The organism is Halomonas sp. AOP43-A1-21 (genome assembly GCF_052376775.1).
In the GTDB taxonomy this organism is placed as follows: Bacteria; Pseudomonadota; Gammaproteobacteria; order Pseudomonadales; family Halomonadaceae; genus Vreelandella; species Vreelandella colorata.
Map to the genome: position 1 here is coordinate 1 of NZ_JBQSWC010000032.1, position 15,811 is coordinate 15,811.

Consider the following 15,811-nt stretch of genomic DNA (forward strand, 5'->3'; position numbering starts at 1 on the left):
ACCCTGGGGCGGCTCTTTGCGTTACATGATGCACCTGCTGGCTTACACGGGCTTCGGCTCGCCCAGCTCGTTATCATTAGAGTCAAAGACCGCGCTATCGTGCTGCTTGAGCAGGCGGCTGGTCACCGTGCCCGCGGTCATTGAGCCGTTGACGTTGATCGCCGTGCGGCCCATATCGATGAGCGGCTCGATGGAGATTAATAGTCCTGCCAGCGCAATCGGCAGATCAAGCGTCGAAAGCACAATGATGGCCGCAAAGGTTGCCCCACCACCGACGCCTGCAATCCCGAAAGATGCCAGAGTGACGACCAGCACCAGCGTTGCCAGAAACTCCAGCGAAAATGGATCGATCCCTACCGTAGGCGCAATCATCATGGCCAGCATGGCCGGATAAAGCCCGGCACAGCCGTTTTGGCCGATGGTTGCCCCGAAGGAAGCAGAGAAGTTGGCAATGGCGGGCGGCACGCCAATGCGGTCCACCTGGGCTTCGATGTTCAGAGGAATCGTGGCCGCGCTTGAGCGCGAGGTAAACGCAAAGGTGAGCACCGGCCAGACTTTTTGAAAATAGCGTTTGGGATTGACTCCAGCGCCCATCAGAAACAGCGTATGCATGACCAGTATCAGCGCCAACCCCACGTAGGAGGCGATGACGAAACCAAGCAGATTAAGAATATCGTTAAGATTGGATGTGGAAACCACCTTGGTCATCAACGCCATCACCCCGTAAGGCGTCAGGCGAATCACCATTCGCACCAGGCGCATGATCCACTTCTGTACGATATCAATACCTTCGATTAGCTTATCGCCAAGTGCTGCATTTTCACGCTTGATGCCCAGTGCCGCCATGCCCAAAAACGTGGCAAAAATTACCACGCTGATAATCGACGTCGGACGCGACCCAGCCAAATCTTGAAAAGGATTGCTGGGAATAAAAGATAGCAGCAATTGCGGTATGGTCAGGTCAGCCACTTGAGCACTGCGTTCAATAATGGCCTGGCCCCGCTCAAGCTCGCGGGCGCCCTGCACCAGCCCCTCGGCAGACAACCCAAACAGCTGCGTCATGCTGATGCCGATAACCGCCGAGATCGCCGTAGTAAGCATCAACATGGCGAGCACGCCCAGGCTGATTTTACCCAGCGCACTGGCATCATGCAGACGCGTTACGGCGGACAGAATAGTGACCAGCACCAGAGGCATGATGATCATTTTCAACAGTTGGACATAACCGCCGCCGACCAGATTGACCCAGTCGATAGTACCGTCAAGTACCACCGAATCCGCAAACAACCACTGTAGCAGCGTCCCCAACCCAACACCGATGACAAGACCGGCTAACACCACCTTTGAAAGGCTTGCGCCGTTTCGCTGCCAGCGTGCCAGCAGTGCGATCGCAAGCGCAAAGACCAATACGTTGATCGCAATCAACCCATGCATGTAATGCCTCTCCTAAAAAATAAAAAAACGGCACATCAACGATGTGCCGTAAGATAAGTAAAACAGAAATATAGCCTGCTAACTCTTGCGCGCCATAGTAATTAATAGCGGCACACAATAAAAATGTATTTTACTTATAACCTTGGAAGCATTTTCATCACTGGGTCGTCGGCAGAATGTCTTATTGAGAAAAGACCCATTGAAGCAAGGACCATTGAGATACTTTTTTCAGACAAAAAAAAGGCGGCCCATAGGCCGCCCGCTCCAAGCACTTCCTCTGACCACTCCCTGTGTCAAACTCCTCAGGTAACTTCCTTGCTAGGCCTCACATCAATGTGGCACCGCGCGTACCTGTTTACATCTCTTACATTGCATTCTGTCTAAAGCATCCTTGCCTCCCCTGTCCTGAATGCATTGTGGCAGATAACGAATGCTTCTCAAGACGGGCAAAATAGAAGAGGGCAAGCCTTATCGGCTCACCCTTTTTTTCAAACCAATTTAAAATCAATCACATGAATTTTAATTAAGGCAAAATTACGGATTTTCTTACCCTAAAACGAGCGATTTTCGTCGGCATTTGTAAGAGATCTCTTACAAAATCTTGAGACATATCTTACAAACCAACCCCTTAAAAAGCCTTACTGACCTTTAATAGCGCTGATGCCTGGGTAGTTAACATCACCTAGCTCAGCCTCAATCACCAGTAAGCGGTTATATTTAGCTACCCGGTCAGAACGGCATAGCGAACCGGTTTTAATCTGGCCAGCACAGGTACCCACCGCCAAATCAGCAATGGTGGTATCTTCGGTTTCGCCGGAGCGGTGCGAGATAACCGCGGTAAAGCCTGCATCCTGCGCCATCTTGATGGCGTCCAGCGTTTCAGACAGCGAGCCGATCTGGTTGAACTTGATCAGAATCGAGTTACCGATCTGCTCATCGATACCGCGCTTGAGGATTTTGGTGTTGGTCACGAACAGGTCATCGCCTACCAGCTGCACCTTGTCACCCAGCTTATCGGTCAGCGCTTTCCAGCCGTCCCAATCCGACTCATCCATACCGTCTTCGATGGAAACGATCGGGTAGTCGGCGCAAAGGCCCGCCAGATAGTCGGTAAAGCCTTGCGCATCGTAGCTTTTACCTTCGCCGGAAAGGTTGTACTGGCCGTCCTTGTAGAACTCAGACGAAGCACAATCGAGCGCGAGCGTAACGTCTTTACCCAGGGTATAGCCCGCATCTGCAACGGCCTGCTTGATAACCGCCAGGGCATCGGCATTAGAGGCCAAGTCAGGCGCAAAACCACCCTCGTCGCCAACCGACGTGGAAAGGCCTTTCGCCAGAAGTACTTTCTTCAACGCATGGAAAATTTCTGCGCCCATGCGTAGCCCTTCGCGAAAATTAGGCGCGCCCACCGGCTGCACCATAAATTCCTGGATATCGACGTTGTTATCCGCATGCTCGCCGCCATTGATGATGTTCATCATCGGTACCGGCATGCTGTATTGACCCGGCTGGCCGTAAAGCTCGGCAATGTGCGCATAAAGCGGCACGCCCTTGGCATTGGCCGCCGCTTTGGCAGCAGCCAGCGATACCGCCAGAATCGCATTCGCGCCCAGGGTCGCTTTATTGTCAGTGCCATCCAGCGCCAGCATGGCATCGTCCAGACCGCGCTGATCGCGCGCATCCATTCCCAGCAACGCATCACGGATTTTGCCATTGACCGCATCGACAGCTTTCAGTACACCTTTGCCGAGATAGCGCGCTTTATCACCGTCGCGCAGTTCAAGCGCTTCACGCGAACCGGTGGAAGCACCGCTGGGCGCGCAGGCTTCGCCTACCGCGCCACTCTCAAGACGCACGCGCGCCTGTACTGTCGGATTACCGCGTGAATCAAGTACTTCCAGTGCACTGATATCTACAATTTTGGTCATGACAGTGTCCTTGGTTGTGGGTCTAATAAAGGATTACGTACCGCGTTGGCTACCGCTTAGCGAATGGTCAACGGCGCAAAGTTTTTGACTAGTGAATCCAATTGCGAAAGCTGGGTTAAAAATGGCTCAAGCTGATCAAGCGGCAAGGCACAGGGGCCATCACACTTGGCATTATCAGGGTCTGGATGCGCCTCCAAAAATAGCCCGGCAAGCCCTACCGCAACGCCGGAACGGGCAAGCTCGGCTACCTGGGCACGCCGCCCATCGGCACTGTCGGCGCGTCCACCCGGGCGCTGAAGCGCATGGGTGACATCAAAAAACACCGGATAGCCGGTCTGTTTCATGTCCCCGAACCCAAGCATATCGACAATCAGGTTGTTGTAACCAAAGCTTGAGCCGCGCTCGCAGAGCATCAGGCGATCATTACCGGCTTCCTGAAACTTGCTGAGAATATGGCGCATCTCATGAGGTGCTAAAAACTGGGGCTTTTTGATATTGATCGCGGCACCGGTTTTGGCCATCGCCACCACCAGATCCGTCTGGCGCGCCAGGAAAGCGGGCAACTGGATGATATCCGCGACGTCTGCCGCCTGGGCCGCCTGCCAGGGCTCGTGAACATCGGTGATGATCGGCACGCCATAACGCGACTTGATATCAGCGAGAATCTGCAAGCCTTTTTCAATACCCGGACCACGGTACGAGTGAATCGAGCTGCGGTTGGCCTTGTCAAAGCTCGCCTTGAATACATACGGCATACCGAGCTTTTGCGTCACGCTGACGTAGGCTTGGGCTACCTCGTCGGCAAGCTCTGCCGACTCTAGCACGTTCATGCCGCCAAGCAGCATTAAGGGCAAAGAATTGCCGGCGGTTAGGCCGGCAATGTTGATGTGACGCTCTTGAAAAGGTGCTTGAGAAGACATTGGCTTCCCCCCTTATTCCTGAGGTGTCGCGTGAGATCGGGTACGCGCCGTTTTGTGCTCCAGCGCTGCATTCACAAAGCCCGAGAACAGCGGGTGCCCGTCACGCGGTGTGGAGGTAAATTCCGGGTGGAACTGACACGCCACGTACCAAGGGTGATCGGCCAACTCGATCATTTCAACCAGCGACTGATCAACGCTTTTACCTGAAATTACCAGGCCGGCTTTTTCCAGCTCGTCAATAAACTGGTTATTAACTTCGAAGCGGTGGCGGTGACGTTCAACGATTTCATCAGAGCCGTAAGCTTCACGCGCTTTGCTGCCGGAGGTCAGATGACATATCTGGCCGCCCAGACGCATGGTGCCGCCTAAATCAGACGCCGCATCGCGCAGCTCAATTTTACCTTCCGCATTCAGCCATTCGGTAATCAGGCCGACCACCGGGTGCTGAGTGTCATGGGTAAACTCAGTGGAGTTGGCATCTTTCCAGCCCGCCACGTTACGCGCAAATTCAATAACCGCTACCTGCATCCCTAAGCAGATCCCCAGGTAAGGCACGTTATTTTCGCGGGCAAACTGGGCGGTCATAATTTTGCCTTCCACGCCTCGCTCACCAAAGCCGCCGGGCACCAGAATAGCGTCTTTACCCGCTAGGCGCTCGGTGCCGTGACGTTCGATGTCCTCAGCGTCGATATAGTCGACATTGACTTTGATGCGCCCTTGAATGCCTGCATGAATCAAGGCTTCATTAAGCGACTTGTACGCGTCCAGCAGTTCCATGTACTTACCGACCATGGCGATACTTACGGACTTGAGCGGATTAAGCTTGGAGTCCAGCACTTTCACCCACTCGGAAAGATCGGCGGGCTCGGCATCAAGGCGCAGCTTATCGCAGACGATATCGTCCAGGCCGTGTTCATGAAGCATCAGCGGGATACGGTAGATGGTATCTGCGTCCTGAAGCGGTACGACCGCACGCTCTTCAACGTTGGTAAACAACGCGATTTTGCGGCGTTCGCTCTCTTCAAGCTCGACTTCGCTGCGGCAAATCAGAATATCCGGCTGAATACCAATCGAGCGCAGCTCTTTAACGCTGTGCTGGGTAGGCTTGGTTTTCGTCTCGCCCGCCGTCTTGATATACGGCACCAGCGTCAGGTGCATAAACAGCGCGCGATTAGCACCCTGCTCGCTACGAATCTGGCGAATAGACTCCAAAAACGGCAGCGATTCGATATCACCTACCGTGCCACCGATTTCTACCAGCGCCACGTCGAAACCTTCACCGCCGGCATAAACGCGCTGCTTGATTTCATCGGTGATGTGCGGGATGACCTGTACCGTGCCACCCAGGTAATCGCCACGGCGCTCTTTGCGCAGCACGTGCTCGTAAACACGGCCTGTGGTGAAGTTGTTGCGCTGGGTCATCTTGGTACGAATAAAGCGTTCGTAGTGGCCCAGGTCCAGATCGGTCTCGGCGCCATCCTCGGTGACGAACACCTCGCCGTGCTGGAAAGGGCTCATGGTGCCCGGGTCCACGTTGATGTACGGGTCGAGCTTGAGCATGGTGACCTTAAGGCCGCGGGCCTCTAAAATCGCCGCCAGCGAGGCCGACGCGATGCCCTTGCCAAGAGAGGACACAACGCCGCCGGTCACGAAGATATATCGTGTCATGGAAAACCTGTCGAAACGTGATCAAAAGGCGTAACAGAAAGCCACACCAGGATGGGACGACAGAATAGCAGACTACGCCCCAAGGCTCAATTTGAACTGAGCAGTCAAAATCAGCTCGGCCGAACCAGAATGGGCAGCTGCCCCAGCCCTGCGCTTGCATACATTCATAGGTAAACCGCCAACCACCATACTTAATAGCAATGATTACTATTTGCCTTAAGAGTATCCTTGTTCTCAGCGTACTCCCCGTACCGATGAGATTGTAGCGGGGAAATTAGCACGTAATGAAATAACATAAGGGAATAAGGGGAAACGAAAGATGCAGCACAAGCGACGTCGAATTTTCCATTTGGCAGCCATGATGAGTTGCCTGCAAGCCGTCCCCGGGTGGGCGAATACGACAAACTCAGCAATAACGACAGAGGGTGAAGCCCCCGCCACCCTCACACCGATAACGGTGACCGCGGAAAAAACCGAGCAGCCACTGGAAAATGTGGCTGCCAGTGTCGCGGTGATTGATGGTTCTGAAATTGAAGCAGCGGGCCTGACCAGCCTCGAACAGTTAGAGGGACGGGTTCCTGGGTTATCGTTTCAGCCATTCGGACAGGCCGGCATGAATTCTCCCGTAATGAGGGGACTAACGGCTAACTTCAACACCTTTTCCACCTCAACGTTGCTTCTGGTGGATGGTGTACCAACACTGTCTGCTCAGGGATTCGAGAGCAGCCTACTTAACGTCGACCGAATCGAGATACTACGCGGCCCTCAGTCCACACTCTATGGCAGTAATGCCGAAGCTGGCGTCATTGCTATCCACACCCAGCCGATGGACAACCAACCTCGCGCCACTGTTAGCGGTGAAGCCGGCAACCATGGCCATCGAGCCGTTCGCTTCGCCGTCAGTCACCCCATCGTTCAGGACAATCTCTATGCCAGTATTGCGGGTAGCACGTCGAGTGAGGATGGTTTTATCGACAACATCCACACCGGCAGTAATGAAGATGACCGCAATCGGCACGATCTCAACCTAGGGCTGCGCTGGACGCCTGGTGATGCGACTGATTTGGCACTGCGCTATACGCGCCAAGAGTATGATGATGGTGCATCCCGCTGGGGGGCACCTAGCGCGCATCGTGCCACTGTTGCCTCAGGCACCCCAAGTTGGAACCGATCCTGGGGGCAAACCCTAGCACTAACCGCGGAACATGAATTCGCCTCGGACTTGAGTCTCCATTCCGTCACTGCCTGGAATGATTTCCGGGATCATATACAGCAGGATACCGATTTCAGGGCCGAGGATATCTTGCACGTAGGTCGTGACAACCGGCTACGCACGCTATCCCAGGAGCTTCGCTTAGAGGGTGCTCTTGGCGAGACAGAGTGGTTGCTCGGCGTCTACGGCGATAGCAGTGATAACCGGCTGCATAGTATCAGCAAAAATATGATGGGCTCTGTGGATCTTCATGCCAATCAGGAAAGCCAAACGACAGCCCTGTTTACCCATTGGAACCTACCCTTGGCACAACACTGGCGCCTTTCTACCGGTGGGCGCATTGAGCACAATCAGGTGGAACTACACCCACGTGGTGCGGCAAGCCGGTCGGAATCATGGTCGCACTTTTCGCCCAAGATCGCGTTGCAATATGAAATCAGCCCACGCAATCAGTGGTACGCCAGTATCTCGCGAGGCGTGCGTAGCGGTGGGTTCAATATATTATCCCCCGCAACGAACTATCAGTCCTTCGGTCCAGAGAAAACTTGGTCCTACGAGACCGGCGCTAAGGGTTGGCTAGCCGAAGGGCGCCTGCGTTACTCTCTCGCCGCCTATCTGATGGACATCGACAACATGCAAGTCATGCAAATGCCCACCGCCGGCATGATGTACATCACCAATGCTGCCACAGCCACCTCTAAAGGGGTAGAACTCGACCTTGACTATCTGCTTGGCGATGGGTGGCAAATTAAAGGGGGGTTAGCCTGGAACCATACCCGATTTGATCAATTCCAAGATGGCTCAGCCGACTACGCTGGTAATCACAATCCTTTCGCTCCCGATTTTACCGGTTATTTGAGCCTACGCTACGACGATCCAGAAGGCTGGTACACCCAGGGCAGCCTGGTCGGTAGCAGCAAAGTCTACCTAGACGCCGCCAACCAATACGAGCGTAACGACTATGCACTGCTCAACTTGGTCGCTGGCTATCAGTTAGGTGATTGGGAGCTCGCCGCCTACGCCGACAACATCGGCGATAAGCGCTATGACGCCGTGGGCTACCAGAACGGCTTCGTCACCATCTACAGCCCGCCCCGGGAGGTAGGAATGCGCTTCACTTGGCGATTGTGATCGCCGGAGCGCTCTCCATGCCTAATACCCGCACCGCCACCCCAGCCCAGCCTGTTTTTGGCCCTCGGCTTATCGCCGGGCTGACCGGCGTATTCATCGCAGCCATCATGGCAGGATTTAACAACCGGGTTCCTGCCTTATCATTGCCAGATATTCGCGGCGCCCATGGTTTGGGTGCCGACGCTGCCTCCTGGCTGGATACCGTCTATCTCGTTGGCGAAATCACGGTACAACCGTTTGCCGCCTGGTTCGCCATCACCCTATCACTGCGCCGTTATCAACTGGTGTTAATCTCCGCTGCCACGCTGCTCGGATTACTACTGCCCTTTGCCCAGTCGCTACCGTCCATGCTCCTACTGCGCGGTCTGCAAGGTGCCGTCGCTGGCGGTCTGATCCCGACACTGATGATGGCAGCGCTGCGTTTTCTGCCGTTTCATATTCGCCTGCACGGTTTGGCGCTATTCGCCATGACTGCCACCCTAGCACCCAATCTGGCGGTGTGGCTGGCTGGCGTGTGGACAGATCAGTTGTTCGACTGGCGGTGGGTCTACTGGCAAATCGTTCCGCTGGGTATGTTCAGCTTAGCGCTATGTGCATGGGGCCTCCCTCAGGATCCACCACGCCATGAGCGCTTCGGTCAGGGCAACTGGATCGGCCATATTTGTCTGGTTACCGGATTAGCGCTGCTTGCGATAGTTCTCAGTCAGGGTGTACGTCTTGGCTGGTTTCATTCAACACTGATCTGCAGTGCACTTGCTGGCGGCCTAATCGCCACCTTCGCCGGTCTGCTCAGCGAGTGGCATCATCCCAGCCCTTTTATCCGCCTTCAACTGCTTTCCCGGCGCAACCTTGGGCTGGGCTTCACCCTGTTTGTTGGGCTGTTGGTTGTGCTGATGTCCGGCGCTCTACTGCCGCTTAATTTTCTCGCCCAAGTGCAAGGTTATAGACCACTGCAATCCAGTGCCGTTGGGCTCACCATCGGGCTACCACAGTTGGTGCTCGGCTCCCTGGTGGCTCTGCTTCTATACCAGCCTTGGATGGATGCACGCAAGGTATTTGCCACTGGCCTGCTGATTGTGGCGATAGCCTGCTGGCTAGGCGCCCAAATCACCAGTGAATGGATGTGGCACCAGTTCGTCGCTGTACAAGCACTGCAAGCGATCGGCCAGCCAATGGCGGTGGTCTCACTGCTATTTCTGGCTACCAGTGTGGTACAGCCAATGGAAGGCCCCTTCGTATCCGGGCTGGTGAATATGCTGCGCGCCTTCGGCACCGCCCTGGGCAGCGCGCTGGTCACTCAGTTGATACTGATTCAAAGCCATTTTCACAGCGACATGTTGCTGGACAGCATGGCTCGAGCTGGCGCCGCCCTAGGAATGCATGAAGACCAACTGATGACGTTGTCCGACGCCGTCACTACCCAAGCCGTCACGCTGGCCACCGCCGACGCTTACCGGGCACTTAGCGTGCTTGCCCTGATGCTGATTCCGCTGACGCTCTGTCTCACGCCCGTAACGCCACCGTCACCTCCCTCTCGTTCACCGGAATAATAGCCATGACCTCATTACGTCGCTTGCGAACTCCTTTCATTCTGATACTCCTGGCCCTGGCAATTACGGGTGTCTATGCGCTGAACCGCCCGGAAAGCGCCGCCAGATATCAATCCACCAACGATGCTTATATACAGGCAGATCTAACACGGGTGGCGTCGCAGGTTGCCGGTCGTGTACAGCGGGTACTGGTGGAAGAAAACCAGACGGTGAGCGTCGGCGACCTGCTAGTAGAGATCGATGACAGCGATACACGAGCTAAGGTGGAAGAAGCAAGTGCTGGACTGGCCCAGGCAGCTGCGGAAATCGTCAGTCTACAAGCGCAAATCGTGCGTCAGGAAAGTCGCATTCATCAAGCACAGGCAAAACTTGACGTCGATCAGGCCGCAGTGACACTGGCTCGACAGGAGCGAGAACGCTACCTCAACCTGCGCGCCCGCGGTGCCGGTACCGTTCAGTCGCTGCAAAGGGCAGAGGCAGAGTTAGCTGCATCAAGGGCCACCCTGATCGGCGACCAGGCCGCCTATACCGCTACCCAACAGGCGTTGGAAGTGTTGCAGGCCGACCTAGAGAAAGCCCAAGCGGCGCAAAACATCGCTCAGGCCAAACTGGACGCAGCGGAATTGGCATTATCCTACACCCACATTACAGCACCGGTGAAAGGTATCGTCGCTCAGAAAGTGGTGCGCCTCGGCGGCTATATGAAAATCGGTGAAACGCTGCTGACCTTAGTTCCTCTGGACAATCTCTATATCACCGCCAATTTCCGTGAAACACAAATCGCCCGTATGCGGCCCAGCCAACCGGTAAGTTTCACCATCGATGCTCTCCCCAACATCACCCTAACCGGCAGAGTGGATAGCCTAGGCCCAGCCAGCTCGGTGAGCTTTTCAGCCATTCAACCCCACAACGCCACAGGTAATTTCACCAAGATCGTCCAACGTCTACCGGTGCGCATCGCCATCGATCCAGGTCAACCTCAAGCCCAACAGTTAAAAGTCGGCATGTCAGTGGTGCCGGAAGTCGACACCGGACACGGCTAACATCACGATGTTCTCAGCACAACCGACCTAGCTCCGCAGTACCCCACTATAGTGACCACAACGGTTCGGGAATCAGGCGACACGCCCCATCTTTGGTGGCATCTCGCCCATGCCCCGCACAAATCGCAGGCTCCAGTAACCTATTCCCAGCATGCCAGCCATCAGAGCGCTTAACATGCCCAGATACCCGAAATGGTCAAGCAGCAGCCCTGCGAGCATGGGCACAACCGTACGCGTGAGCACGAATAGACTCGATTGCAGACCATAGTCCACAGCCGTCAAACCTTCACGGGTGTAGTACATCATCATGCCAAACACTAATCCAGCCGAGGCGCCCATGGCCAGCGCCAGAAGCACGGTGCAGGCAGTTAGCAACGGCAAGCTCGCATGGCTGGCCAACGCCGCCGATAATGCAGCCAAGGCAACGAGGGCGAGCATTGCAAAGCCAGGCAGGGCATAGTGCAAACCACGACGGTAAGTGACATAACCGCCTAGCAGACTGCCCAAAGCACCGACCACGCCACCCAGCAAACCAGCTACCACGGCCACCTGACCGGACGGCAGTCCTTGATCGAGCAGTAACGGTTTAAGGTATACCCAGGCAGTGCCAATAAAGGGGAAATAGAGCATCAACACGACCACCCAACGGCGACGCTGAGCAGAAGCGAAATAGCCAACCCATTGGCGCACCCCCACCTCTGAGCGTTTGGGTGTCGCTATCGTATCAAGATGCACTGGGCGTATGAGATAAAGTCCGACAAGGGCCAACAACAGTCCAACCCCCAGCACAAAGAACGGCCAAGACCAGCCAACACGATCATGCAAAATGAGCATCGCACCACCCCCGAACACTGCCCCCAATGAACTGGCGGCTGAACGGATAGTGCCTGCGCGCATACGTTCAGTCTCGGGTAAACAGCGAATAGCCAAGGCATTGACCGGCGCGTCGGCCCAAGTGCCGAATAAGCTAGCCAGCATCGCCAGGGCGAATAACGTCGTGAAGCCCGTTTTTCCTATGTCGAGCCCCGCCAGCGCTACAAGGCTTGCGGCATAACCGACCAACAGTACTAAGCTCCAGCGCCGATAACCGGCGGTATCTCGCGCCCAGCGATCTACCGGAGCAGCCAATACGAACTTGAGCACGGCCGGCAACCCTGCCAATTGGAAGAGGCCGATGGCGGTGCCGGACCACCCCTGCTGGCGCATCACCAGCGGTAACCCTAGGTAGAGATAGATCATTGGTGCGGTCATAGCGAAGTTGATCCAGCCGAGCAGCAACTGCAACGACCAGTACGAAATGGCGGGGGCTTTCATGTCGGTATTCCCAGGTTTTAAGTTTCTGGAGCTAAACGCTTAAGGTACTCGTTGCTAAGCATGTGTTTTTAAGCGCTGGCTGGCTGCGCGAGCAACTGGACATATTGCTCGCAACGGTGCAGCAACTGCTCATGAGAGCCCTGATCGAGAATGCAGCCATCCTGCAGGAGTACGACCCTGTCAGCCTGAGCAATGGTGCTTGGACGATGTGCTACCACCAGTAGCGTGTACTGCCCACGAAGCGCCAACAAGGCCTGCTGCAGGGCATGTTCACTGTCAGCATCGAGGCTGGATGAAGCTTCATCCATTACCAGCACGGGCGCTTGAGACAGCAGTGCCCGGGCGATGGCGATACGCTGACGCTGACCACCTGAAAGCCGCGCACCATTCGCGCCGCAACGCGTTTGGTAGCCCTCAGGTAGGGCCTGAATGAAATCGTGGGCCTGGGCCTGATGCGCAGCGATTTCGATTTCCTGCTGCGTCGCCTCTGGTTTGCCCAAGCGCAAGTTGCCCTCGATACTGTCGTCAAACAAGTAGGCCTCCTGACCAACCCAGGCGATCCAGTGGCGCAGCTCGGATAGGGGAATATCACGCAGATCTTCGCTGCCCAGCTTCACTGTGCCGCTCTGCACCTCATAGAAGCGCATTAGTAAGTTGGCGCAGGTGGTCTTGCCAGATCCAGAGGGGCCAACCAGTGCGACCATCTCACCCGTTTCTACCCGGAAGTTGACACCCTGCAGCACAGGGCGCTCGGAATGGGCGAACACCACTTGGTTGAATTCGATGCTGGCATCCTTAGGCAATCGCTGGCCATTGTCCTGAATCGGCGAACGCTGATGCAGCAACGCCAACACCCGTGCCGCACTGGCGCGCACTGCACCCAGTTGGCTGGCACTGCGCGCTACCTCTGCCAAAGGTAGCAGTGCCGCGCCTACCAGCACGACCGATAGCGGAACTTGAGCCAACGCTAGGGCTTGATATTCAAGCAACACTGCGCTGGCCACCAGCGCGGTGATCAATGCTAAGGACTGGATCAGCTCTATACCGCCTTGCTCCGCGCCTGTTCGCAAGGCGTAACGACGCTGCTCGCTCTTCAGCCGCGCCAGATACTGCCCCAGCCGAGCGCGCCAAGCCGCCTCCTGATTGAACAAGAGGATCTCTCGACGCGCCTCAATGCCCTCAATCACTTCAGCGTTTAGTCCCGCTAGCGCGGCATTCATCTCGCGCCCCTGGCGAAAAGCACGCTCCCCCAGCCAGAATGGCACGCTGGTCAGAGTCGGCAGAAATGGCAGTAACACTAAAGTAAGCCAAGGCTGTATCCAGGCCAGCGCCAGCAGTGCCAACAGCGGTACCACAACTGCAGCGATGGTATCGGCCAGGGTGTGGGCAAAAAAGTGTTCCAGCGCCTGAGCATCGTTCAGCGCCACGTTGGCCTGCTCGCCGCTGCGGGTGTCGGACAAACCACCTGGGGCGGCACGCTCTAGACCGTCGTAAATGCCCACCTGCAGCGTTTCGATCAGAGCAAAAGCAAAGGCATGGGAGATATGTGCCTGCCACCAGCGACCACCGGCCCCAGCAACGGCGCTGACAAGCATGCCCCAAAGCACGGGTTGCCAGAGGCTCTCCGGTGCACCCGTCAGCGCCAAACCTGCTAGCCAGGCACCCAACGCAAGGCTTGTCACCATGCCAGCCTGGGCAATGAGCGTAGCAGCGATAGTGAGTGCTAGCAGGCGCGGCTGGCCAGCGGAAAGGCGTAACAGGTCACCCCATGTGCTACGCGGCCCCTGGGGAATTTCGTGGGCATTGACTTTCATATTAGTTCTTCCTCGGTTTGGGGCGACGCTTCGTGGGCGTGCTGCCGGTTCCAGAGGCGCGCATAGAGGCCATTTCGGGTCAGTAGGTTGTGGTGATCACCGATCTCAACTAAACGACCACGATCAAGCACCAGAATGCGGTCGGCATTCCGAACGTTGGCTAGACGATGTGCAATCACCAGTAGCGAACGCTGACCGCGAAGCCGCTCGATGGCCTCTCCAATGTGGGTTTCGCTGGCAACGTCCACGTTCGCGGTCGCCTCGTCCAACACCATGACCGGTGTATTTTTTAGCCAAGCACGTGCGATAGCTATGCGCTGTCGCTGACCGCCAGAAAGTCGCGCGCCGCCTTCTCCCACGGCAGTGGCAACGCCTTTTTCAAGACTTGAAATCCACGATTCCAGTGACGCTACCCGGCATGCCTCAGCCAGATCCTCATCACTGGCTTGAGGAGCCCCCATCCTCAAGTTCTCTTCGATGCTGCCATGCAGCAGCACACTATGTTGGAACACGCCACTGACGTTTTCGTATACGTCATTGACGCGCAAATCGCGAAGATCAACGCCGCCCAGGCTGACGCGGCCGCAGTCAGGTGCAACAAAGCGCATCAATAGAGCTGCCAGGGTCGATTTTCCTGCGCCAGAGGGCCCTACCACAGCCACGAACTCACCAGGCTCAAGCGTAAAATTCACATTGTGCAACGCAGGTTCGCAGCCACCCGGCCAGGTATAACTAACGCTATCAAAGGCCACTCCATGATGGGTCGGTAAAGCCCGGGCCTCAATCGGCTCTGGCACCCCAGGTATAGCGTCAAGTAAACGAATGACGGGGGCCGCCGCCGCATTACCCGACCATGCAATGTGGAAGGTCTTATCAAGCTTTTCCAGCGTACCGAAGGCCTCGCGGGCCAGCAGCACAACGGCCAACAACGCAAACGGCGATAGCTCACCGGCAACGGCGCGCTGAGCGCTAAGCGCAGTCACCAACGCTAAACCACCCAAGCTAAGCAGCCCTGTTGCGCCGTTACGCATGAGAATGGCGTAAAGCACACCCATGGCCTGCTCACGCAGATCCCGTGCCTGTTGACTGAGTACCTGACGGCGCCGGGTCTGAGCATTGAAGGCCTTGAGCGTGGTGACGCCGCGCAAGCTGTCGAGCAAATACGCGGAAAAACGCCCCATACTCGCGAACAACCCACCTGCAGAAGCGCGCCGCCAACGCAACCAGAGGCGATCAGTAAAGGGTAGCGCCAGCGCAGCAAGAGCAGCCACAAGGGCAGAACGGCTATCGAAATACGCCATTAGCAGTAGCACACCCCCGCCACCAAACACCGCACCCAGCACTGCAGGCACATAACGGCTGTAATAGGCTTGCAAGGCTTCCACCGACTGCACCAAGGTGGTACTCAGTTCCCCGCTATCTCGGTCGCTGGCCGGATCAGCCGCCACACGTAATACCTGACCAATCAGGCGCTGACGCAAGTAGTGCCGGGCAAGCCCTGCCACACGCATAGCGAGTGCTTCAGACAACCCCATCAGCACGATGCGTAGCCAAGTAAAAACAAAAAAAACCGACAGCGGCCACCATAGTTCGGACAATGGCTGGTCAGCGAATAGCCCGGCCAAAGCACTGGCTAAGCATAGCGCCTGACCAACATGACAGGCGGTGACAACCACTTGGCCGAACGCAGCCAGTAAAATCGAAGGACGCAAAGGCCGCGACAAGCGCCAGAGAACCGGGTTCATGAATTCTCCTTCGCGTTAGTCAGCGCAGAGACTAATGATGGGTATTTGCCT

10 protein-coding genes are annotated in these 15,811 nt (G+C 56.1%); 3 read left to right on the top strand and 7 right to left on the bottom strand.

Annotated features, from left to right (window positions below):
• Positions 1-42: 42 nt before the first annotated feature.
• The 4 genes from ACT3R7_RS16150 to ACT3R7_RS16165 all read right to left on the bottom strand — a co-directional run bounded on the left by ACT3R7_RS16150 (position 43) and on the right by ACT3R7_RS16165 (position 5,950).
• Positions 43-1,434, bottom strand: coding sequence for an L-cystine transporter (locus tag ACT3R7_RS16150; RefSeq protein WP_192537400.1), 1,392 nt, complete (start codon positions 1,432-1,434; stop codon positions 43-45).
• Positions 1,435-2,072: 638 nt separating this feature from the next.
• Positions 2,073-3,362 (bottom strand): phosphopyruvate hydratase, encoded by a 1,290-nt coding sequence (gene eno / locus ACT3R7_RS16155; protein WP_192537401.1) that lies wholly within the window; start codon positions 3,360-3,362, stop codon positions 2,073-2,075.
• Between the two features lie 56 nt (positions 3,363-3,418).
• Complete coding sequence (gene kdsA, locus ACT3R7_RS16160; RefSeq protein ID WP_192537402.1) at positions 3,419-4,282, bottom strand: 3-deoxy-8-phosphooctulonate synthase; 864 nt, start codon at positions 4,280-4,282, stop codon at positions 3,419-3,421.
• A 12-nt stretch (positions 4,283-4,294) separates the two neighbouring features.
• A complete protein-coding gene (locus ACT3R7_RS16165; protein WP_192537403.1) occupies positions 4,295-5,950 on the bottom strand; it encodes a CTP synthase in 1,656 nt (551 codons plus the stop codon).
• 319 nt (positions 5,951-6,269) lie between these two features.
• Between ACT3R7_RS16165 and ACT3R7_RS16170 the strand changes: the two genes are divergently transcribed.
• Genes ACT3R7_RS16170 through ACT3R7_RS16180 form a run of 3 tightly spaced genes read left to right on the top strand, consistent with a single transcriptional unit; the run spans position 6,270 to position 10,887 of the window.
• On the top strand, positions 6,270-8,294 hold the full coding sequence (locus ACT3R7_RS16170; protein WP_225736081.1) for a TonB-dependent receptor: 2,025 nt from the start codon (positions 6,270-6,272) through the stop codon (positions 8,292-8,294).
• Between the two features lie 17 nt (positions 8,295-8,311).
• A complete protein-coding gene (locus ACT3R7_RS16175) occupies positions 8,312-9,844 on the top strand; it encodes an MFS transporter (RefSeq protein WP_087107930.1) in 1,533 nt (510 codons plus the stop codon).
• A gap of 23 nt (positions 9,845-9,867) precedes the next feature.
• Positions 9,868-10,887 carry an HlyD family secretion protein gene (locus ACT3R7_RS16180; RefSeq protein WP_225736082.1) on the top strand — a complete coding sequence of 340 codons (1,020 nt, stop codon included), beginning with the start codon at positions 9,868-9,870 and terminating at the stop codon, positions 10,885-10,887.
• Between the two features lie 72 nt (positions 10,888-10,959).
• Here the strand turns inward: ACT3R7_RS16180 and ACT3R7_RS16185 are convergent, their stop codons facing one another.
• The 3 genes from ACT3R7_RS16185 to ACT3R7_RS16195 all read right to left on the bottom strand — a co-directional run bounded on the left by ACT3R7_RS16185 (position 10,960) and on the right by ACT3R7_RS16195 (position 15,760).
• Positions 10,960-12,201: an MFS transporter gene (locus ACT3R7_RS16185; RefSeq protein ID WP_087107926.1), complete on the bottom strand. Its 1,242-nt coding sequence runs from the start codon at positions 12,199-12,201 to the stop codon at positions 10,960-10,962.
• A gap of 68 nt (positions 12,202-12,269) precedes the next feature.
• Positions 12,270-14,015 carry an ABC transporter ATP-binding protein gene (locus ACT3R7_RS16190; RefSeq protein WP_192537404.1) on the bottom strand — a complete coding sequence of 582 codons (1,746 nt, stop codon included), beginning with the start codon at positions 14,013-14,015 and terminating at the stop codon, positions 12,270-12,272.
• Positions 14,012-15,760: an ABC transporter ATP-binding protein gene (locus tag ACT3R7_RS16195; RefSeq protein WP_192537405.1), complete on the bottom strand. Its 1,749-nt coding sequence runs from the start codon at positions 15,758-15,760 to the stop codon at positions 14,012-14,014. The genes ACT3R7_RS16190 and ACT3R7_RS16195 overlap by 4 nt, the downstream gene beginning before the upstream one ends.
• Positions 15,761-15,811 lie beyond the last annotated feature (51 nt).

Excerpts from the sequence above, each read along its gene's own strand:
- ACT3R7_RS16150 (WP_192537400.1), bottom strand. The coding sequence starts at position 1,434 with ATGCATGGGTTGATTGCGATCAACGTATTGGTCTTTGCGCTTGCGATC.
- eno (WP_192537401.1), bottom strand. The coding sequence starts at position 3,362 with ATGACCAAAATTGTAGATATCAGTGCACTGGAAGTACTTGATTCACGC.
- kdsA (WP_192537402.1), bottom strand. The coding sequence starts at position 4,282 with ATGTCTTCTCAAGCACCTTTTCAAGAGCGTCACATCAACATTGCCGGC.
- ACT3R7_RS16165 (WP_192537403.1), bottom strand. The coding sequence starts at position 5,950 with ATGACACGATATATCTTCGTGACCGGCGGCGTTGTGTCCTCTCTTGGC.
- ACT3R7_RS16170 (WP_225736081.1), top strand. The coding sequence starts at position 6,270 with ATGCAGCACAAGCGACGTCGAATTTTCCATTTGGCAGCCATGATGAGT.
- ACT3R7_RS16175 (WP_087107930.1), top strand. The coding sequence starts at position 8,312 with ATGCCTAATACCCGCACCGCCACCCCAGCCCAGCCTGTTTTTGGCCCT.
- ACT3R7_RS16185 (WP_087107926.1), bottom strand. The coding sequence starts at position 12,201 with ATGAAAGCCCCCGCCATTTCGTACTGGTCGTTGCAGTTGCTGCTCGGC.
- ACT3R7_RS16190 (WP_192537404.1), bottom strand. The coding sequence starts at position 14,015 with ATGAAAGTCAATGCCCACGAAATTCCCCAGGGGCCGCGTAGCACATGG.
- ACT3R7_RS16195 (WP_192537405.1), bottom strand. The coding sequence starts at position 15,760 with ATGAACCCGGTTCTCTGGCGCTTGTCGCGGCCTTTGCGTCCTTCGATT.